Consider the following 19,788-nt stretch of genomic DNA (forward strand, 5'->3'; position numbering starts at 1 on the left):
AGACGACGTGGAAACGCTCTGGTTCGTGCTCATCGCCGTGCTGTGGCTCGGCTACCTGTTCCTCGAAGGGTTCGACTTCGGCGTCGGCATGCTGCTGCCGGTCCTCGGGCGCAGCAACGAGGAACGCCGGGTCATGATCAACACCATCGGGCCGGTCTGGGACGGCAACGAGGTGTGGCTCATCGTCGCGATCGGTGCCACGTTCGCGGCCTTCCCGGGGTGGTACGCGGCGCTGCTCAGCGCCGCGTACCTCCCGCTGACGCTGTTCCTGGTCGCGCTGATCGCCCGCGGCGTCGCCTTCGACTACCGCGGCAAGGTCGACAACCCGCGCTGGCGCAAGGCGTGGGACTTCGCGATCATCGCCGGCTCGTGGGTCGCGACGCTGTGCGTCGGCCTGCTGATCTCGACGACGGTGCTGGGCCTGCCGATCGACGCGAACGGCGACCGGGTGGGCTCGGCCTTCGCGGCGATCCGCCTCGACACGGTCGTCGGCGCACTGGCCTTCGCGGGCTACGCGCTCGTGCACGGCGCGGTGTTCACCGCGCTGAAGACCGACGGCGAGATCCGCGACCGGGCCCGCCGCGTCGCGCTGACGCTGGCACCGGTGGCGTTGCTGCCGCTCATCGCGCTGCTCGCGATCGTCGCCGGGCTCTGGGCCGGTGTGGTCGTGGTGGTGCTCGCCGCCGCGATGTGGCGGCTGCTCGCGAACCGCGACGGCCAGTCGTTCGCGCTCATGGGGCTCGCGATCGCGGCGACCGTCGTGGTCCTGTTCGGCTCGCTCTACCCGAACGTCCTGCCGTCGACGCTCAACGACGCGTGGTCGCTCACGGTCGCGAACACGGCTTCGAGCCCGTACACGCTGACGGTCATGACCTGGGTCGCCGGGTTCGGCACCCCCGCCGTGCTCGTCTACCAGGCCTGGACGTACTGGGTGTTCCGCAAGCGGATCGGTGTCCAGCACATCCCAGCGGGCCATTGATGAAGCGCGGCCCGCTGGGTGCTCTGCCCCAGCTCTCGAAGAACGCCCGGCGCGCCCTCGCCGGGGTGGGCGTGCTGGCGTTCCTCAACGCCTTGGCGCTCGTGGCCCAGGCCGTCGCGCTGGCGTCGGTGATCACGACCCGCGAAGGCCTGCCGCTGCTCGCCGTGGCGATCCTCGCGCGCGCCGGACTGTCGTGGGCGACGGAGAGCGCCGCCGCCCGTGCCGCCGCCGGCGCGAAGGAGGAGCTGCGGACCCAGCTGCTCGCGAAGTCGTTCGACCGCGGTCCCGGCTGGATCGCCGACCGCGGCACGGCCGAGCTGTCGGTGCTCGCGACCAAGGGCCTCGACGCGCTCGACGCCTACTTCACCCGCTACCTGCCCGCACTGGTCACCGCCGTGGTCGTGCCGCCGCTCGTGGGCGCGTGGATCCTCTTCACGGACTGGCCGTCGGCGGTCCTGATCGCGGTGACCGTGCCGCTGATCCCGGTCTTCGCCGCGTTGATCGGCTGGTACACCGAGAAGCGCGTGCAGAAGGCCGCCGACGTCACCGAACTGCTGTCGGCGCAGCTGCTGGAGCTGCTGCGGGCGCTGCCGGTGCTCACCGTGTTCGGGCGCGCGAAGCAGCAGGCCGCGGCCGTGCGCCAGATCGGCGACCAGCACCGCAAAGCGACGATGGGCACGCTCAAGATCGCGTTCCTGAGCGCGCTGGTGCTGGAGATCGCGGCGTCGCTGAGCGTCGCGCTGATCGCGGTCGGCATCGGCATCCGGCTCGTGCACGGCGACATGACGCTGATGACCGCGCTGGTCGTGCTGATCCTGGCGCCCGAGTGCTACCTGCCGCTGCGCGCGGCCGGCGCCGCCCACCACGCCAGCGAGGACGGGCTGGAGGCGGTCCGGCGGGTCGCCGAGGTCGTCGAGCACGAGGACACGCGGCGGCCGCGACTGCCCGGTGGCTCGGTCCACGTCGACAACCTGCGCGTGCTGCGCCGCGGCAAGTTCGCGCCCGACGGCGTCAGCTTCGACGTGCGGCCGGGGGAGATCCACCGGCTCGAAGGCGCGAGCGGCGAGGGGAAGTCGACGACGTTCCAGGTGCTGCTCGGCTTCCTGGAGCCGACCGACGGCACCGCGTTCGTCGCCGGCGACATCGCGTACGTGCCGCAGAAGCCCGCGTTCGCCGCCCTGACCCCGCGGGCCGAGCTGGAGCTGACGGTCCCGGACGCCGAGGACGTCGAGCAGGTCGCCCGCGAGGTCGCGGCGGAGCACCTCCTCGACCGGCGCATCACGGACCTCTCGACCGGTGAACGCCAGCGCGTCGCAGTCGCGCGCGCCCTGCTGAAGGTCCGCCACGGCGCGACGGTGCTGCTGCTCGACGAACCGACCGCGCACCTCGACCCGGTGACAAGTCGAAAAGTCGACAAAGCGATCAAGAGAGCAAGCGACACGGCGGCCGTCGTCCTCGCCTCGCACCGCGAGAAGGAGGCGACCGAGGACGAGACGGTCGCGCGGGTCGTCACCGAGGAGACGCAGGCCGAGCGGCCGAAGCGCCTGCCGGTGCCGTGGAAGGGCGCCGGGCTGGGCGTGCTGGCGGCCGTCGCCGGGATCGCGCTGACCGCTTTGGCGGCCCACCTGATCGCCCGTGCCGCCGAGATGCCGCCAATCCTGACGCTGTCGGTGCTGGTCGTGGGCGTGCGGACGTTCGCGCTCAGCAAGGGCGTGCTCCGGTACGTCGAACGGCTGGTCACGCACCACGAGGCGTTCAAGCTCGCGACCGACCTCCGTGCCGAGTTGTGGCTGCGGCTCGTGCGCACCCAACGGCGTGACGGCCTCCAACGGCTCGTCGAGGACACGGACACCGTGCGCGATCTCGTGCCACGCGTGCTCGTGCCGCCGGTCATCGCCATCGGTGCGGGTGTCGCGACCACGATCCTGTTCGCGTTCATCGACCCGGCGGCCGCGCTGGTGTTGGGCGGTCTGCTGCTCGCGGCCGGCCTCGGTGCCCCGGCCGTGGCCGTCTGGACCGAGCGCCGGGCCAGCACGAAGCTCGCCAGGGGCCGCCGCGCCGTCGCGCGGGACACGATCAACGCGCTCGCCGCGGCACCGGACCTCATCGCGCACGACGCCCACCACCGCGTGCTGGCCGAGCTGCACGCCCAGGACGTCGAACTCGCCGCCCAGACCCGAAGGCAAGCGTTTGGCACGGGCGCCGCCACGGCGATCGTGTTGCTCGCGACCGGTGCGGCCGCGCTGGTCTGCGCCACGACCGGCAACCCGGTGCTCGGCCTGGTCCCGCTGGCGCTCGCCGAACCGCTGGCCGCGCTGCCGCTGGCCGCCCAGCAGCGCCGGGCGTTGCGGGAGGCGAGCGCCCGGCTCCAGTTCGACGCCCCGGAACGGCCCGAGCCCACCCGCGGCAAGCGCATCCGGCTGGAGAACGTCGACGTGCGCTGGCCCGGAGCGACCGAGCCGACGTTGCGCGACCTGCACCTCCACGTCGAACCCGGCACGCACGTCGCGATCGTCGGGCCGTCGGGCAGCGGCAAGTCGACGCTGTTCGCGCTGCTCCTGGGCTTCCTGCCGCCGGAGCGGGGGATCGTCGAGCTGCCGCGCGCCACCTGGTGCCCGCAGGAGCCGATGCTGGTCAGCACGACCGTGCGGGAGAACCTGCGGATGTCGGGCCAGCACGACGACGAGCAGCTGGAGGAGGCGTTGCGCAGGGCCTGCCTGCCCGAATGGGTGGACCGGCTCGACACGGTGATCCGGCCCGACCAGGTCTCGGGCGGCGAGGCGCAACGGCTGGCCCTCGCGCGGGCGTTGCTGCACGACGCCGACGTGGTGCTGCTCGACGAGCCCACCGCGCACCTCGACGAACCGACCGCGCGCACGCTCCTGGACGAGCTCCGCCGCGACGGCCGGACGATCTTGCACATCACCCACCGCCCCGATGAGGCGGCACGGGCAGACCTCGTGCTGGACCTCGGCACGCCCGCCTACCGTTGAGGACCATGGACCCCTCCCTGGCGCGGCGCGTGCTCGTCGCGTCGACCGAGATCACGTCGGCGGCGCTGGAAGACCCGGAGAACGTGCTGCGGCTCGTGGTCGAGGCGGCCGCGGAGATCGCGGACGCCGACCTGGGCCTCGCCATGCTCGCCACGGACGAGGACGACGGCACGCTCACCGTCGAGGCGTCCAGCGGCGAGCCGGTCGTCGCCACGCTGAGCCCGCGCAGCGCCGCCGCCAAGGCCGCCCGGACCGGCGTGCCGGTGATGGCCGACGACGTGACGAACGACCCGCGCACGGCCCCGTACGTGCCGCACGCGCTGCGGACCTACGGGCCGTTCGCCGTGGCCCCGTTCGGCACCTCCGACCGCAAGATCGGCGCGCTCGCGGTCTACCGGCGTCGGGACAAGCCGGCGTTCACGCAGGAGACGGTGGACGTGCTGTCGTCGTTCGCGGCCCAGGCAGGGCTCGCCGTGGTGCTCGCGGAGGGCTTCACCGCACGGCAGCGCGTCGCGGTCTACGAGGAGCGCGAACGCATCGCCCGCGACCTGCACGACGTGATCATCCAACGCCTCTACGGCGCCGGCGTGCAGCTCAGCCTGCTGGAACGGCGCCTGGGCAAGAAGCTCGACCACACCGACCGCACCCGGATCAACGAGGCCGTCGACCTGGTCGACGAGACGATCGCCGAGGTCCGCGGGACCGTCCGCAAGCTGCGCAACACCGACCCCGCCGACTCGGCCGACCTGCACGACTCCATCAAGGCCGAGGTCCGCACCGCCGGCGAGCTGCTCGGGTTCGCGCCGCGCCTGCACGTGGCGGGCGACCTGGCGAACGTGCCGCGCAAGCACGCCGACGACGCCCGCGCGGCGTTGCGCGAGGCGCTGTCGAACGTCGTGCGGCACTCGGGCGCCACGAACGTCCAGATCGACGTGCGGCGCGACGAGAAGCACCTGCTGCTGCGAGTCGCGGACAACGGCTGCGGCATCCCGTCCGGCGTGACTCAACGCGGATTGCGGCACCTCGCGGAACGGGCGAAGGCGGCGAGTGGCGATTTCCGCGTCGCGAGTTCGCCGAACGGGACGACGCTCACCTGGTCCGTCCCCGTTTAGCCACCCATGCGGCGGCTTGCGTTCGCCGTTCCATGCCGAGTTTGGAGAGCACGGACGTCACGTAGTTCTTCACGGTCTTCTCCGCGAGGAACAACCGTTCACCGATTTGGCGGTTTGTCAGGCCTTCGCCGATGAGTTCCAGCACGCGCTGTTCCTGGTCGGTGAGGCCAACCGGGGCCGGATTGCGCATCCGTTCGAGTACCCGGCTTGTGGTGGCGGGGTCCAGAAGGGACCGTCCCGCCGCGACTTCGCGCACCGCCGTGACGACGTCCTGGCCGCGGACCTGTTTGAGCAGATAGCCCGAAGCACCGGCCATGATGGCCCCGACCAATGCCTCCTCGTCGTCGAAGGCGGTCAGGACCAGGCAGCGGATGCCCAGGTCGCGCAGGGTGCGGCACAGGTCGACGCCGCTGCCGTCGGGCAGCTGGACGTCCACGACGGCCACGTCCGGCGTCGTCTTCCCGGCCCGGGCAATCGCCTCGTCCACAGAACCGGCTTCGGCGATGACCGAGATGTCCTCCTCGTCGTCGAGCATCTCACGCAGTCCTCTGCGCACCACTTCGTGATCGTCAACCAACAAAACGCGCACTGGCACGAATCCACCGTACGTCGAATGGCTGTTCCTGAGTGAGACTCGGATTGAGACAGTTCTTGGCATGGCAGAAGGCTCGGTAAGGCCGATCGAGGAAGCAGATCGCATAGTTGTCGCTCGTTTGGTCCTCGAGCTGTGGGGCGCACACACGTCCGTCGCGCACGGCGAGGTGTTCTTCCCCGCGAGCCTGCCCGGCTTCCTCGTGGAAAAGCAGGGTCACGTGCTGGGTCTGCTCACCTACGCCGTGGCGAACCACCAGCTCGAAATCGTCACGATCGACGCGTTGCGCCGGGGCCGCGGTGTCGGCACCGCGCTGGTCGACGCCGCGGTCCGCCAGGCGCGCACGCTCGGCTGCTCCCGAGTGCGCCTGACGACCACGAACGACAACCTGGACGCGATCCGCTTCTACCAGCGCCGCGGGTTCAAGCTGGCCGCGCTCAGACCCGACGCCGTGCGGGAGGCGCGCAAGCTCAAGCCCGAGATCCCCGCCGTGGGGGATTTCGGCATCCCCATCACAGATGAGCTCGACCTCGAACGATGGGTCGCGCCGAGGCAGTAGTCCACAGCTGTCCACAGCTCTGTCCACAGGGTTGTGCACAACCCTGTGGCTAGACGTGGAGCGGGTTGAACGACTCGTCCCACGCGGCGGCGACCTGGTGGGCGCACGTGGACGGCGCGACGCCGCCCACCCCGGTGCCGAGCCCCGGCATCGCGATGGTGCGGACGGCGTCGCGCACCGGCGTGCCGTCCTCCAGGCGCCCGTCGAGCCAGAGCCGCAGGACGGCGCGGGCGGCCAGGTACGGGTGGACGGTGTCGACCGGCAGCCGTTCGCCGGGCAGGCGCATGGTCGGCGCGCTGATCAGCCACGCGGGCTCGGTCTCGCCCGTCGCCACGATCTGCGCCTCGCCCACCGGCAGCTCGCCGCCGTGCAGCGTGAGGACCGCGCTGCGGACGTTGTTCTCGACCTCGGGGAACGCCGTGGCGTAGACGGCGTCGATGCCGCCGCGCATCCAGCCCTGCGAGTTCGCGGGGCTGACTATCGCCTGCGCGTGGATGTCCAGCACGGAGCCCCGGTGCACCCGCACCCCTGTCCGGCCGTCGGCGACGGCGAGCCAGGCGTTCGCCATCGGTTCGTCGACCGCGCACAACACGAGTTCAGGCGCTAGAGCGGGCACGCCCCAAGCATTCCAGTTCGAACGGTCCCGGCGGAACCCAGGTTCGGCCGCCGACACGGGCGTGATTCCCGCCTCTACTCTTCACGGCGTGCCTCGCATTGCGTACTTCGGACCACAGGGGACCTTCACCGAGCAGGCCGCGCTGCGGTTCGACGGTGAGCTGGTGCCGGTCGAGACCATCCCGCTCGCCATCGCCGCGCTGCGCGCCGGGGAGACGGAGTTCGCGTGCGTGCCCATCGAGAACTCCGTCGAGGGCGCCGTGCCGGCCACCCTCGACGCCCTCGTGCGCGACGAACCGGTCGTCGCCGTGGCCGAGACCGTGCTCGACGTCCGGTTCAGCGTCCTGGTCCGCCCCGGCACCTCCGAGATCCGCACCATCGCCTCGCACCCGCACGCGTTGGCCCAGGTCCGGGAGTGGATCGCGGCGTCGCTGCCGGGCGTGACCTCGATCGCCACCTCGTCGACCGCCGCGGCCGCCGCCGCCGTGGAACAGGGCGAGTTCGACGCCGCCGTGACCGCGCCCGTGGCCGTGCAGCACTACCGGCTCGACGAGTACGCGACCGACGTCCTCGACGTGCCGGACGCGCGGACGCGGTTCCTGCTGCTGCGCCGGCCGGGGTCGCTGCCGGAGCCGACCGGGGCCGACCGCACGAGCGTCGTCGTGACCACCCCGAACCGCGTCGGTGTGCTGTCGGAACTGCTCACCGAGCTCGCGCTGCGTGGCATCAATCTCACCGGTCTCGAATCGAGACCCACGAAGGGCAAACTGGGGACGTACCGCTTCTACATCGACGTCGAGGGGCACATCGCAGAGCCGAGGATCGGTGACGCGCTGGCCGCGCTGCACCGTCACTCGCACGAGATCCGGTTCCTCGGGTCCTTCCCGAAGGCCGATCACGAGCCCTCCGAGGCTCGCACCGACGAGTTCGCCGCAGCCGCCTCCTGGGTCGATGCTGTCAGAAAGGGCGAGCGCGGGTGAGGTTGCTGCTGGTCAGGCACGGTGAGACGGCGTCGAACATCGAGCGGAAGCTGGACACGCTGATGCCCGGCCCCCCGCTGACGGACCTGGGGCAGAAGCAGGCGCGCGAGCTCGCCGACCTGCTCGCGGCGGAGTCGGTGACCGCGGTCTACGCGAGCATCGGCCTGCGCGCCCAGCAGACCGCCGCGCCGACCGCCGAGCGCTTCGGCCTGCCGGTGCAGGTCCTGGAGGGCGTCCACGAGATCCAGGTCGGTGACCTGGAGGGCCGCAACGACACCGAGGCGTACCGCACCTACCTCGAGACCGTGATCAAGTGGGCCGAAGGCGCGCTGGACGTGTCGTTCCCCGGCGACGGCGAGAGCGGGCAGCAGGTCCTCGACCGGTTCCTCGGCGCCGTCGAGTCGATCCGCCGCGACGAGGGCACGGTCGTGATCGTGACCCACGGCGGCGCGGGCCGCATGGGCGCGCTGGCGCTGGCGTCGAACATCCCGGTCGAACTGGCGGAGAACCTGCTGCCGAACACCGGCGTCGTCGTGCTGGAGTCCGACGGCGACGGCTGGGTCTGCCGGTCGTGGGCCGGCGTCGAGATCTAGGCGCTGGGACCCAGGCGCTGGGGTTTCAGGTGCCGAGGTCTAGGCGCTGAGGTCCAGCCACTCGCCGAGCCGCAGCACGTGCGCGCGTGCTCCGGCGTGCTTCTCGAACTCGGTCTCCGGGTCCTCGACCTCGACGTAACCGGGCAGCTTCACCGGCTGCCCGGTCTCGTAGTGCACCGGCACCGCGTACCGCGCCCCGAGGATCTCCGCCGCCGCCGCGGCCTGGAACGGGTCCATCGCCGCGGTGACCGGACTGGGCGGTTGCAGGTGCGGCGCGTCGACCACGGCCCCGTTGGCGGGCAGGAACGCCGCGTCGACCGGCCCGAACCGCCGCGCGACCAGCCACCACCAGCCGTGGAACATCGTGTCGCCGCCGTGGAAGACCCGCTGCCCGTCGGCCTCGACGACCCAGTTGACCTGCGGGTCGCCCAGCCCGTCGATCGACGGCACGGCCGTGACCGTGAACGGCCCGATCTCGCTCACGCTCCACGTGTCCACAACGCGCGCGTTGAGGCCGTACTGCCGTAGCTCGCTCTCGCCCAGCAACGTCGCCACGTTGTCCACGTCGTCGCCGTACCCGCGTGCCGGCCGCAGCACCGGCGCGTTCCCGGCGAGGACGGAGGCGAGCGCCTTCGCGTCGGTGTGATCGCGGTGCAGGTGCGTGACCAGCGCCCCGGAGGCCTGCCCGGTCGCGCTGGTCAGCCCCGTGCCCGGCTGCCAGCCGGTGAACAGCGGCGTCAGGTCCTGCACGTAGTCGATCACCAGCCGCTCGCCGCCCGCCTCGACCTCGACCCCGGCCCATCCCAGTCGTCTCACTCGCATGGTCCCGGAAATTAGCGTACGACCGTCCTCTAATCAATAGCGAACGCGCGTACGCTATCTTTGGTCGCATGTCACCGCGACGTTCCGCGGCCGAGGCGCAGCAGACTCGGGGCCGCATCCTGAGCCGGGCCGCCGAGATCGCCTCGGCGGAAGGCCTGGAAGGCATCACCATCGGCCGGCTCGCCGAGGAGCTGGAGATGAGCAAGTCCGGGGTGCACAAGCACTTCGGCACGAAGGAGACCCTGCAGATCTCGACGCTGGACAAGGCGTTCGTCGACTTCTGGCACCGCGTGGTCGAACCGGCCCTGCCGTCACCGCCCGGCCTGCGCCGGCTGCGCGTGGTGTGCGCGAACTCGGTCTCGTACCTGGCCGAGCCCCTGCTGCCCGGCGGGTGCCTGATGACCGCCGCCCTGTCGGAGTTCGACGGGCGGCCCGGCGCGGTGCGCGACGCGGTGGCCGAGGTGTGGTCGCGGTGGCAGGGACAGCTGCGGTCGGACCTGGTCACGGCGGTGGAGGGCGGGGAGCTGCCGGGGTCGTTCGACGTGGAGCAGGCGCTGTTCGAGATCGTGGCGGCCGGGTTGGCGCTGAACGCGGCAATGCAGCTGCAGCACGACCCGGCGGCGGTGGGACGGGCCCGGCGGGCGGTCGAACGGGCGCTGGAGCAGGGCTAGCCGCGGGTGCGGGCGGGTCTTGTGGCGTGAGCGGGGTGGGGCATGTGGCTATCGGCCCGGCCACCACCACTCTCGGTGGTGTGGGGTGGTTGGTGGTGCGGGCCGGAGGGGGTTATCGGCGCGGCCACCACCACTCTCGGTGGTGTGGGGTGGTTGGCGGTGCGTGCCGGAGGGGGTTATCGGTGCGGCCACCACCACTCTCGGTGGCGTGAGGCGGTTGGCCGTGCGGGCCGAGGGGGTTATCGGTGCGGCCACCACCACTCCTCGCCACGTGCGGGCGCAGCTGTCGTTCACTCATCCGCCGCCGCTGGGCACCACGCTTGCCCTCGCCACACGAGTCGCCGCCACACGGGCCGCCGCCACACCGAAAGCCAGGCCCCTGACCAGGCGCGACTCAACCCCCGGCGCTCCCAGCCCCAGGCCGAACCTCAGCCCCCGCCCCGACCCCAGGCCGAACCCCAGCCCCCAGGCCGAACCCCAGCCCCCAGGCCGAACCCCAGCGCCGACTGACCGCAGCCCTGACCTAACCCCAGCCCCGACCTAACCCCAGAGCCCCGACCTAACCCCAGCCCAGCTCGTGCAGCCGCGCGTCGTCCACCCCGAAGTGGTGCGCGATCTCGTGCACGACGGTGATGGTGACCTCCTCCACCACGTCGTCCTCCGTGTGGCACACGTCGAGGATCGCCTCGCGGTAGATGAAGATGTGGTCCGGCAGCGCGCCGCCGTAGTCCGTGGAGCGCTCGGTCAGCGCGATGCCCTGGTAGAGGCCCAGCAGCGACGGCTCGTCGGGGTTGCGGTCCTCCACCAGCACCACGACGTTGTTCATCGCGTGCGTGAACTCCGGCGGGACCAGGTCGAGGGCCTCTTCGACCAGTTCCTCGAAGCGGGCCCTGGTCATCTCGACGGTCATCGGTTCTCGGAGGTCGTCGTGGGGGCGCCGCTCGAGGACGGCTTGTCCGGCTTGTTCGAGTCCGAGGGCTTGTTCGACTCCGAGGACGGCTGGCCCGACTCCGAGTGCAGCGGGGCGCCGGTCGGCTCGTCCTGCGGCCGCACCGAGGTGGTCTGCGGCGGGTTCGCCGTGGTCAGCGGGGCGCCGTTGGGGTTGCGGACGCTGTCCTTCCACGCGACCAGGGTGTCGCCCTGGGGGAAGGCGCCGATCTTGCAGTTGGCCTTGCGGGAGCCGACGGCCCAGCTCTCCTCCGCGCGGGTGTCCCACGTGTAGAGCAGGCCCTTGGCCTTCAGGTCGGCGCCGCCGGTGTACTCGGTGGCGATCGCGGCGCACTTCTCCGACATCACGGCGGTCTGCTGCTCCAGCGGCAGGAACGGGCCCTCCGGGTGCTGCACGACGCCGACGATCTCGAACGCGTGCGGCTTCGCGCACTCGATCGGGTCACCGACCGTGTTGTTCTCACCGAGCGCGAGGCACACGCCGGGGTCGTACACGTTCGACTGGTCCTGCGTCTTCGCGCTGCCGTACGACGGCAGGGCGGCGCCGGACGGCGCGGCGACCTGGAGGCCGCACCGCAACTGCCGGTAACCGCCCGACCACCGGTGCTCGTCCGGGTTCAGCGTGCTGATGCCGTACTTGCCCTTCGGGTCGAGCTTGCCGGCCATGTAGGTGGCCGCGGCCTGGGTGCAGTTGTCCTGCGCGATCTTCTCCCAGGCCTCCGCGTTCGGGAACGGCGCTTCCTTCGGGTAGGCGGCGGTGATGTCCGCCGTGCCGGTCACCTCGAACTTGTGCGCGGCCGAGCAGTCAACCTTCTGCGCGTCGGACAGGTCGGCCTTTTCCCAGTTCAGGCACTCGCCGGCGGCGGCCTGGTAGGCGGCGTTGACCAGTTCGCGCTTCGTTCCGAGCGGTCCGCCGGACAGCATCGACGTGAACGCCGACACCATCAGGAGGGCGAACGCGCCCACGAAAGCACCGACCATCACGACCCGCGTGTCGCGGATGTGACCAGATCGACTCAACCAACCGGCGCTCGGAGACATCTCATCCATGATGCCCGTGCCGTGTGAGGCGGCTGTGCGCCGGGGTTGGGTCGAGTGTTGCTTTTAGGACACTCGTCACTGAATCGGCCGTGTTTTTTCCGTCTCGCTAGGTACCTTGCCCGCGGGAGTGGTGATGACTGACAACAACTTGCCAGAGCCTGGCCAGCCGACGCCGCAGTCGGGACCGCCCGGACAACCGCAGCAACCGCCGCCTTACCAGCCGGCGCCGAACGAGCCTGCGTCGCAGAAGCCCACCAAGGGCCAGGTGCGGCAGCAGCAGGCCGGCGTGACCAAACCGCGCCAGCCGACGGTGGCCGAGCAGCGCGCTCGTGCCGCCGCGCAGAAGGCGCAGCAGGAGCGGTTCGCCGCCGAGTCCGCCGCCTTCGAGAAGAAGCGGAAGACGCGGAAACGCCTGCTCATCGGTGGTGGTGTCACCGTCGGCGTGGTCGCGCTGGTCGCGATCTGGTACGCGGCTGCGAGCCCGAAGAACGTGACCGCGCAGTGCACCGACCAGAACAACGTCATCGTCGACGACGACTACTGCTCGGACAGCTACTACCGCAGCCACGGCGGGTACTCGAGCGGTGGTTTCATCTACATCGGTGGCTCTTCGTACCGCTACAACTACGGAGGGTCCGGCTCGATCGGCCAGAAGGCCGTCGGCGGCAGTTACACGATCCCCAAGGGTGCGAACGTCTCGACCAAGTCGGGCACGTCGGTGCAGCGCGGCGGCTTCGGCATCAGCAGCGGCTCGAAGAGCAGCGGAGGCTGAGCACAGTTGCGTCGTGAAAGTTCACAGCCGCGGCCGAACTGGCAGCGGACGGTCTCCGACCAGGGGCTCGTGTTCGGCCTGCCCGCGCGGTACGCGAACGGCTCCGAGCGCCCGTACTGGGACGAGTCCGTGCACTACGTGTTCGACATGAGCGAGATCCTGTCGCTCGAAGCCGACGTCGAGCTGCTCCACTCCATGTGCCTCGACGCGGTGGACAACGTGGTGCTCACCGAGCGCTACCGGGACTTCGGCATCCCGGAGTGGGTGTGGCCGCACATCGCCGAGTCGTGGCGGCGGCGCGACCCGCACGTCTACGGGCGCTTCGACCTGCGCTACGACGGGTCCGGCCCGGCCAAGATGCTCGAGTACAACGCGGACACCCCCACGTCGCTGCTGGAGGCCGCCTACATCCAGTGGTACTGGAAGACCGACGTCTTCCCGGACGACGACCAGTGGAACTCGCTGCACGAGCGCCTGGTCGAGCGCTGGGGCGAGATCGGTGCCAAGCTCCCCTCCGGCGAGCTGCACTTCAGCTGGTCGAGCGCCGACCCGTCCGGTGAGGACCACCTCACGATCGCCGGGCTGCAGGAGACGGCCGCCGAGGCCGGCCTGAACACGGTCGGCATCGCGATGGAGGACATCGGCTGGGACTCGCTGCTCAACCGGTTCGTCGACCTCGAAGAGGCCCCGATGGGCACGGTGTTCAAGCTCTACCCGTGGGAGTGGGTGGTCGAGGACCAGTTCGGCCGCCACGCCGTCGAGTCGCTGCCCGGCACGCTGTGGCTCGAGCCGCTGTGGAAGATGCTGCTCTCCAACAAGGCGCTGCTCGCGATCCTGTGGGAGATGTACCCGGGCCACCCCAACCTGCTCCCGGCCTACCTGAACGACCCCGGAATGCTCACCGAGTACGTGCGCAAGCCGCTGCTCGGCCGCGAGGGGTCGAACATCCAGATCGTCGCCCCCGGTTACGAGACGCAGACCGGCGGCGTGTACGGCAAAGAGGGTTTCGTTTACCAGCTGTTCGATCCGCTTCCGGACTTCGACGGCTACCGCCCCGCGTTGGGAGCCTGGGTCGTCGGCGACACGTCGGCAGGCCTCGGCATCCGGGAAACGGTCGGTCTCGTGACCGACGATGGCGCGGCGTTCGTGCCGCATCGAATTGTTGAGTAAGACTCCGAAAGGGAACAGCACATGTACGAGCTCGCGTTGGACCCCGGCTTCGGCTCGGCGATCGGCCGGGGCATCGGCGCCATCGCGCTGTACGCCGTCGTCGGTCTGGTCCTCATGGTGTTCGGCTTCTACGCGATCGACTGGACGACGCCGGGCAAGCTGTCGATCCTCGTCCGCAACGGTGCCCCGAACGCCGTGATCGTGACGGCCTCAGGCCTCATCTCGATGGCGTTCATCGTGGTCGTCGCCATCCTCAGCGCCGTCGGCAAGCTCGACGAGGGCCTGCTCACCTCGCTGATCTACGGCATCGTCGGCATCGTCGTGCAGGTCGCGGCCGTGCGCCTGCTGGAGTGGGTGACCAGGCTGGACATCGGCTCGATCATCGAGTCGGACCGGTTCGCGCCGGCGTCCGTCGTCGTCGCCGCGGCGCACTTCGCCCTCGGCCTCGTGGTCGCGTTCGCGATCTACTAGGTCGCACGACTTCGAAGGGACCCGGTGCTCAGGCGCCGGGTCCCTTCGCGTCGCACGGGGTGGGTGCGGGCAGCTCCCCGCGGCGGGGGAGACGCCCGTGAACCGGCGGAACCCGCCCGTCGGGTGAGCCTGGTCGCAGAAGCCCGCGCCGTCGCCACCACCCTCGCCACCCGGGTCCGCGACCACCGCAACCGGATATCCGGATGAAGCGCGGATCGGGTGGCGACTACCCTTTCGCAGGTGATCGACCTCAAGGTGTTGCGCGAGAACCCGGAGATCGTGCGCGCTTCGCAGCGCGCCCGTGGCGAGGACGAGGGCGTCGTCGACTCCCTGCTGTCCGCTGACGAGCGCAGGCGCAGCGCCATCTCCCGCGCGGACACCCTGCGCGCCGAGCAGAAGGTGCTCGGCAAGGAGGTCGGCAGGGCCAAGGGCGACGAGCGCGCCGCCCTGCTCACCAAGGCGAAGGACCTGGCCGGCGAGGTCAAGGCCGCCGAGGCCGAGCAGAACGCCACGGCCGCCGAGGTCGACGAGCTGCTGGCGAAGATCCCGAACCTGGTGCACCCGGACGCCCCGGTCGGCGGCGAGGACGACTTCCGCGTCGTCAAGACCGTCGGCGAGCCGCGCGTGTTCGACTTCGAGCCCCAGGACCACCTCGACCTGGGCACCAGGCTCGGCGCGCTCGACATGGAGCGCGGCGCCAAGGTCAGCGGCTCGCGGTTCTACTTCCTCAAGGGCGTGGGCGCGCAGCTCGAGCTGGCGCTGCTCAACATGGCGGCGGCGCAGGCCACGGCCAACGGGTTCGAGCTCATGATCACGCCCACGCTGGTGCGGCCGGAGATCATGGCGGGCACCGGCTTCCTGGGCGCCCACTCGAGCGAGATCTACCACCTGCCCAACGACGACCTGTACCTCGTCGGCACGTCGGAGGTGCCGCTCGCCGGCTACCACGCCGACGAGATCCTCGACGGGGAACGCCGGTACGCGGGCTGGTCGTCGTGCTACCGCCGCGAGGCCGGGTCGTACGGCAAGGACACCCGCGGCATCATCCGCGTGCACCAGTTCAACAAGGTCGAGATGTTCTCCTACGTCAAGCCCGAGGACGCCGAGGCGGAGCACGCCCGGCTGCTCGGGTACGAGGAGGAGATGCTCGCCAAGATCGAGGTGCCCTACCGCGTCATCGACACGGCGACGGGCGACCTCGGCACGTCCGCGCACCGCAAGTTCGACTGCGAGGCGTGGGTGCCGACCCAGCAGAAGTACCGCGAGCTGACCTCGACGTCGAACTGCACCACGTTCCAGGCGCGCCGCCTCAACGTGCGCTACCGGGACGACAACGGCAAGTCGCAGATCGCGGCCACGCTCAACGGCACGCTGGCCACCACGCGGTGGATCGTCGCGATCCTCGAGAACCACCAGAACGCCGACGGCTCGGTCACCGTTCCCGAGGCCCTGCGGCCGTTCATGGGCACGGACGTCCTCAAGCCCCGGTAGTCACCCCAGCCGGTCGGCGACGTGCTTCGCGATCTCCAGCGAGCCCGTCGCCGCCGGTGAGGGCGCGTTCAGCACGTGCACCTGGCGGTCCGCGGTCTCGATGAGGAAGTCGTCGACGAGCGACCCGTCCGGCAGCATCGCCTGCGCCCGCACGCCGCTCTCCGCGCGCACCAGGTCGTCCTCCCGCACGGCGGGCACGAGCCGGGCGAGCGAGGCGGCGAAGCGCTTGCGCGACACCGACCGCAGCACCTCCTCCACGCCGGTCCGCGCGTACCTGCGGGCCAGCCGCCACGCGCCGGGGAAGCGGGCCACGTCGGCCACGTCGGTCAGCGACACGTCCCGCCACCGGTAGCCCTCGCGCCGCAGCGCGAGCACGGCGTTCGGGCCGCAGTGCACCGAGCCGTCGAGCATCCGGGTGAGGTGCACGCCGAGGAACGGCAGCGTCGGGTCCGGCACCGGGTAGATCAGGCCGCGCACGAGATCGGTGCGCCGCAGCTCGTAGTACTCCCCGCGGAACGGGACGATCCTCGCCGCGGGGGACAGGCCCGCGAGCCGCGCGATCCGGTCGCTGTGCAGGCCCGCGCAGTTCACCAGCACGTCGGCGCGGACGACCCCCTGCGGCGTCGCCACCTCCACCGCGGCACCGGTCGTCCTGATCGCCAGCGCGGGTGAGTGCAACCGCAGGTCGTGGCCGTCGAGCGAGCGCACCAGGGCCGCGCACACCGCCGGGTAGTCGATGATCCCGGTGCTCTCCACGCGCAACGCGGCCACGCAGGCGACCTCGGGCTCGTGCTCCAGCGCCTCCGCTGCGGAGATCAGCTTCGCGGGCACGCCGTTCGCCTCCGCGCGGGCGGCCAGGTCGTGCAGCCGCGGCAGCTCGTCGTCGGAGGTCGCCACGACGAGCTTGCCGCACACCTCGACCGGCACGCCGTGCTCACGGGCGAAGGCGATCATCGACGCGTTGCCGGCCACCGACATCCGCGCCTTGAGCGACCCCGGCCGGTAGTAGAGGCCCGCGTGCACGACGTTCGAGTTGTGGCCGGTCTGGTGGGCGCCCCAGCGCCCCTCCTTCTCCAGCACCGTCACGCGGTCACCGCGCGCGGCCAGCTCGGCGGCCACCGCCAGTCCGACGATCCCGCCACCGATCACCACAACAGAGCGCACGATGACGGAATCTGAATCGGCGTCGTGCCGTTACAGGTGCCGCGCCAGCGTCGGCAGGACGTCCGCCGCCACGTTCTCCAGCACCTGCTCGCTGCCCGCGTAGACGCCGTCGTGCCGCGGCCAGTGCGCCACCACGTCGGTGAAGCCCAGCTCAGCGGCCCTGCCCACGGCGTCGACGAAGCACTCGACGCTCGACAGCGAGTACACCGGCGCCGAGTCGAGGTTGAGGTAGCGGGTCACCCGCGACGTGCGGCCCTGCGTGGCCAACGTCTCAGTGAAGCGCTCGGACATCTCGGCCACGCCGCGCCACCACGTCTCGTGGTCCTCGGTCTCCGGGCCGGTGGTGACCCAGCCCTGGCCGTGCCGCGCGGCGACGGCCATGGCCTTCGGGCCGTTGGCGGCGATCACGAACGGCAGCCGCGGCCGCTGCACGCAGCCGGGTGCGCTGCGGGCCTCCTCCGCCGAGTAGAACCGGCCGCTCCACGTCGTGCGGTCCTGCACCAGCAGCCGGTCGAGCAGCTCGACGAACTCGCCGAATCGGGCCGTCCGGTCGCCCGGCAGCAACGGCTTGGCGCCGGTCACGATCGTGTCGTACCCGGGCCCACCTGCGCCGACGCCGAGCGTGAACCGGCCGTCGGACACGTCGTCGACCGCCATCAGCTCCCGCGCGAACGGCACGGGGTGGCGGAAGTTCGGGCTCGCCACGAACGTCCCCAGCCTGATCCGCGACGTGACCAGCGCCGCGGCTGTCAGGGTCGGGACCGCGCCGAACCACGGGCCGTCCACCAGCGTGCGCCAGCCGAGGTGGTCGTAGGTCCACGCGTGGTGGAACCCGTACTCCTCGGCCGCGCGCCACTTGGGTTCGGCGATCCACCAACGGTGTTCCGGGAGAATCACGATTCCAGCGCGCACGGGTCGTACGGTAACCAGCTGTTCAGCGGCGGACGAACTTGGCTCATGCAATCGACAGGGCAAGATGTTCTGCGTGGAACAACCGCGCCTGGTCGCCTCCGATGTCGATGGAACCCTCCTCAGCACGCTGGAGTCGGTGAGCCCGCGCACGACCGCGGTCGTCGCCCGCGTGCTCGCGGCAGGCGTGCCCTTCGTCCTGGCCACCGGGCGGCCGCCGCGCTGGGTCCCGCGCATCGCCGCCGAGGCCGGGCTCGACGGGTTCGCCGTGTGCGCGAACGGCGCGGTGCTCTACGACATCGGCAAGGACGAGATCGTCTGGGCGCGCACGCTCAGCCCCGTGCAACTGCACGACGTCGCGGCTGCGGTCGACAGCGTGCTCGACGACTGCACCTACGCCGTCGAGCTGGTCGGCGGGCCCGACGACGAACTGACCTTCGTCGCCGAGCTCAGCTACACCCACCCGTGGCCGGAGGGGCCGCACAGCGGACTGTCCCGCGCCGAGACGCTCGGCCGCCCCGCGGTCAAGCTGCTGGTCCGCAACAGCGCCATGACCAGCGGCGAGATGGCCGGGGCGATCAACGAGGTGCTGCACGGCGAGGTCGACCTCACCTACTCCACCGACCACGGCCTGGTCGAGATCGCGGTGCACGGCGTCACGAAGGCGTCGGGGCTCGCCGACGTGGCGGAGCGGTTCGGCGTCGAGCCCGAGCACGTGATCGCGTTCGGGGACATGCCGAACGACGTCGAGATGCTGCGGTGGGCCGGGCACGGCGTGGCGATGGCCAACGGCCACGAGGCCGCGAAGGCCGCGGCGGACGAGGTCACCGGCCCGAACTCCGAGGACGGCGTCGCCATGGTGCTGGAACGGTGGTTCTGAGCGCTGGATACCCTGTGCGCACTTCCGGCAGATCCCGACTCGAAGAGGTTCCCGTGCGTGCACTCGTGACCGGCGGCGCCGGTTTCATCGGCTCCACCCTGGTCGACCGCCTGCTGCGCGACGGGCACGAGGTCCACGTCGTCGACGACCTGCGCCGCGGCACGCGCACGGCGCCCGCGGACCCGGCCTGCGCCGACCGGTACTCCTTCACGCAGCTCGACATCGCGAGCCCGGAGCTCGCCGACGTCGTCGCCGGGTTCGGCCCCGAGGTCCTCTTCCACCTCGCCGCGCAGATCGACGTGCGGGTCAGCGTGGCGGACCCGATCCTCGACGCGCAGCAGAACGTCATCGGCACGATCAACGTCGCCGAGGCCGCCCGCAAGGCCGGCGCCCGCAAGGTCTGCTTCGCCTCCTCCGGCGGTTCGATCTACGGCACGCCGGAGCAGCTGCCGGTCTCCGAGGCCGTGCCGATCAACCCGAAGTCGCCGTACGCGGCGAGCAAGGTCTCCGGCGAGGTGTACCTCAACACCTACCGCCAGCTCTACGGCCTGGAGTGCACGCACCTCGCGCTGGCCAACGTCTACGGCCCGCGGCAGGACCCGCACGGCGAGGCCGGCGTGGTGGCGATCTTCGCGAACGCCCTGCTGGCCGGGAAGCCGACGAAGCTCTTCGGCGACGGCGGCAACACGCGCGACTACGTCTTCGTCGAGGACGTCGTGGCGGCGTTCGTGGCGGCGTCGGGTGAGAACGGCGGCGGCGAGCGCTACAACATCGGCACCGGTCAGCAGGTGTCGGACAAGGACCTGCACAGCCTGGTCGCCGCGGCGGCCGGCGCTCCCGACGCCCCGGAGTACGCCCCGGCGCGCCTCGGCGACCTGCGGGCCTCCGCGCTCGACGCGTCGAAGGCCGCCCGCGACCTCGGCTGGGTGCCCGAGGTCGACATCAAGACCGGCGCGGAGCGGACCGTGGAGTACTTCCGCACCGCCTGAGCGAACGCGATCGGCCCCGTCCCGCACGTGCGGGACG

The 19,788-nt window shown here is 71.2% G+C and carries 20 protein-coding genes; 13 read left to right on the plus strand and 7 right to left on the minus strand.

Annotated elements, in window-relative coordinates:
* Window positions 1-7 precede the first annotated feature (7 nt).
* From cydB to ACFWGZ_RS01435, 3 genes are read left to right on the plus strand one after another with little or no spacing between them, the layout of a single operon-like run.
* Window positions 8-979 (plus strand): cytochrome d ubiquinol oxidase subunit II, encoded by a 972-nt coding sequence (gene cydB, locus ACFWGZ_RS01425; RefSeq protein WP_382449457.1) that lies wholly within the window; start codon window positions 8-10, stop codon window positions 977-979.
* Window positions 979-3,972, plus strand: coding sequence for a thiol reductant ABC exporter subunit CydD (gene cydD, locus ACFWGZ_RS01430; protein WP_382449458.1), 2,994 nt, complete (start codon window positions 979-981; stop codon window positions 3,970-3,972). Before cydB ends, cydD begins: the two co-directional genes overlap by 1 nt.
* A 5-nt stretch (window positions 3,973-3,977) precedes the next feature.
* Window positions 3,978-5,084, plus strand: a complete 1,107-nt coding sequence (locus tag ACFWGZ_RS01435) for a GAF domain-containing sensor histidine kinase (protein WP_382449459.1) — start codon at window positions 3,978-3,980, stop codon at window positions 5,082-5,084.
* Here the strand turns inward: ACFWGZ_RS01435 and ACFWGZ_RS01440 are convergent.
* Window positions 5,062-5,679, minus strand: coding sequence for a response regulator (locus ACFWGZ_RS01440; RefSeq protein WP_382449460.1), 618 nt, complete (start codon window positions 5,677-5,679; stop codon window positions 5,062-5,064). The two genes, ACFWGZ_RS01435 and ACFWGZ_RS01440, sit on opposite strands and share 23 nt — an antisense overlap.
* Window positions 5,680-5,797: 118 nt before the next feature.
* On the opposite strand from ACFWGZ_RS01440, the gene ACFWGZ_RS01445 reads away from it, so the two are divergent.
* Complete coding sequence (locus ACFWGZ_RS01445; RefSeq protein ID WP_382449461.1) at window positions 5,798-6,235, plus strand: GNAT family N-acetyltransferase; 438 nt, start codon at window positions 5,798-5,800, stop codon at window positions 6,233-6,235.
* A 49-nt stretch (window positions 6,236-6,284) separates the two neighbouring features.
* Here the strand turns inward: ACFWGZ_RS01445 and ACFWGZ_RS01450 are convergent, their stop codons facing one another.
* Complete coding sequence (locus tag ACFWGZ_RS01450; RefSeq protein ID WP_382449484.1) at window positions 6,285-6,803, minus strand: macro domain-containing protein; 519 nt, start codon at window positions 6,801-6,803, stop codon at window positions 6,285-6,287.
* Window positions 6,804-6,939: 136 nt separating this feature from the next.
* On the opposite strand from ACFWGZ_RS01450, the gene pheA reads away from it, so the two are divergent.
* Both pheA and ACFWGZ_RS01460 read left to right on the plus strand, forming a co-directional pair.
* Window positions 6,940-7,830, plus strand: coding sequence for a prephenate dehydratase (gene pheA / locus ACFWGZ_RS01455; RefSeq protein ID WP_382449462.1), 891 nt, complete (start codon window positions 6,940-6,942; stop codon window positions 7,828-7,830).
* A complete protein-coding gene (locus ACFWGZ_RS01460) occupies window positions 7,827-8,423 on the plus strand; it encodes a histidine phosphatase family protein (protein WP_382449463.1) in 597 nt (198 codons plus the stop codon). Before pheA ends, ACFWGZ_RS01460 begins: the two co-directional genes overlap by 4 nt.
* Before the next feature lie 39 nt (window positions 8,424-8,462).
* On the opposite strand, the gene ACFWGZ_RS01465 is transcribed toward ACFWGZ_RS01460, so the two are convergent.
* Window positions 8,463-9,245, minus strand: a complete 783-nt coding sequence (locus tag ACFWGZ_RS01465) for an MBL fold metallo-hydrolase (protein WP_382449464.1) — start codon at window positions 9,243-9,245, stop codon at window positions 8,463-8,465.
* A gap of 68 nt (window positions 9,246-9,313) precedes the next feature.
* Between ACFWGZ_RS01465 and ACFWGZ_RS01470 the strand changes: the two genes are divergently transcribed.
* The gene (locus ACFWGZ_RS01470) at window positions 9,314-9,916 is read left to right on the plus strand and encodes a TetR/AcrR family transcriptional regulator (RefSeq protein ID WP_382449465.1); all 603 of its coding nucleotides are present in this window, start codon (window positions 9,314-9,316) and stop codon (window positions 9,914-9,916) included.
* Window positions 9,917-10,475: 559 nt separating this feature from the next.
* Here ACFWGZ_RS01470 and ACFWGZ_RS01475 read toward each other — a convergent pair.
* Together ACFWGZ_RS01475 and ACFWGZ_RS01480 are read right to left on the minus strand one after the other, a co-directional pair.
* Window positions 10,476-10,826, minus strand: a complete 351-nt coding sequence (locus ACFWGZ_RS01475) for a metallopeptidase family protein (RefSeq protein ID WP_382449466.1) — start codon at window positions 10,824-10,826, stop codon at window positions 10,476-10,478.
* A complete protein-coding gene (locus ACFWGZ_RS01480; RefSeq protein WP_382449467.1) occupies window positions 10,823-11,884 on the minus strand; it encodes a septum formation family protein in 1,062 nt (353 codons plus the stop codon). The genes ACFWGZ_RS01475 and ACFWGZ_RS01480 overlap by 4 nt, the downstream gene beginning before the upstream one ends.
* A 154-nt stretch (window positions 11,885-12,038) precedes the next feature.
* Between ACFWGZ_RS01480 and ACFWGZ_RS01485 the strand changes: the two genes are divergently transcribed.
* The 4 genes from ACFWGZ_RS01485 to serS all read left to right on the plus strand — a co-directional run bounded on the left by ACFWGZ_RS01485 (window position 12,039) and on the right by serS (window position 15,809).
* Window positions 12,039-12,677: a hypothetical protein gene (locus ACFWGZ_RS01485; RefSeq protein WP_382449468.1), complete on the plus strand. Its 639-nt coding sequence runs from the start codon at window positions 12,039-12,041 to the stop codon at window positions 12,675-12,677.
* Window positions 12,678-12,683: 6 nt separating this feature from the next.
* Complete coding sequence (locus tag ACFWGZ_RS01490; RefSeq protein WP_382449469.1) at window positions 12,684-13,847, plus strand: glutathionylspermidine synthase family protein; 1,164 nt, start codon at window positions 12,684-12,686, stop codon at window positions 13,845-13,847.
* Window positions 13,848-13,868: 21 nt separating this feature from the next.
* Window positions 13,869-14,318 (plus strand): DUF350 domain-containing protein, encoded by a 450-nt coding sequence (locus ACFWGZ_RS01495; RefSeq protein ID WP_382449470.1) that lies wholly within the window; start codon window positions 13,869-13,871, stop codon window positions 14,316-14,318.
* Window positions 14,319-14,558: 240 nt separating this feature from the next.
* Window positions 14,559-15,809: a serine--tRNA ligase gene (gene serS / locus ACFWGZ_RS01500; RefSeq protein ID WP_382449471.1), complete on the plus strand. Its 1,251-nt coding sequence runs from the start codon at window positions 14,559-14,561 to the stop codon at window positions 15,807-15,809.
* On the opposite strand, the gene lhgO is transcribed toward serS, so the two are convergent.
* A complete protein-coding gene (lhgO, locus tag ACFWGZ_RS01505; RefSeq protein ID WP_382449472.1) occupies window positions 15,810-16,973 on the minus strand; it encodes an L-2-hydroxyglutarate oxidase in 1,164 nt (387 codons plus the stop codon). It lies immediately after the preceding gene.
* A gap of 30 nt (window positions 16,974-17,003) precedes the next feature.
* Entirely contained in the window at window positions 17,004-17,885 is an 882-nt protein-coding gene (locus ACFWGZ_RS01510; protein ID WP_382449473.1) for an LLM class flavin-dependent oxidoreductase, read from the minus strand.
* Between the two features lie 73 nt (window positions 17,886-17,958).
* Between ACFWGZ_RS01510 and ACFWGZ_RS01515 the strand changes: the two genes are divergently transcribed.
* A complete protein-coding gene (locus ACFWGZ_RS01515) occupies window positions 17,959-18,762 on the plus strand; it encodes an HAD family hydrolase (protein ID WP_382449474.1) in 804 nt (267 codons plus the stop codon).
* A 53-nt stretch (window positions 18,763-18,815) separates the two neighbouring features.
* Complete coding sequence (locus ACFWGZ_RS01520; RefSeq protein ID WP_382449475.1) at window positions 18,816-19,751, plus strand: NAD-dependent epimerase/dehydratase family protein; 936 nt, start codon at window positions 18,816-18,818, stop codon at window positions 19,749-19,751.
* The last annotated feature ends 37 nt before the right edge of the window (window positions 19,752-19,788 follow it).

This window comes from Lentzea sp. NPDC060358, from assembly GCF_042725365.1.
Classification (GTDB): Bacteria; Actinomycetota; Actinomycetes; order Mycobacteriales; family Pseudonocardiaceae; genus Lentzea.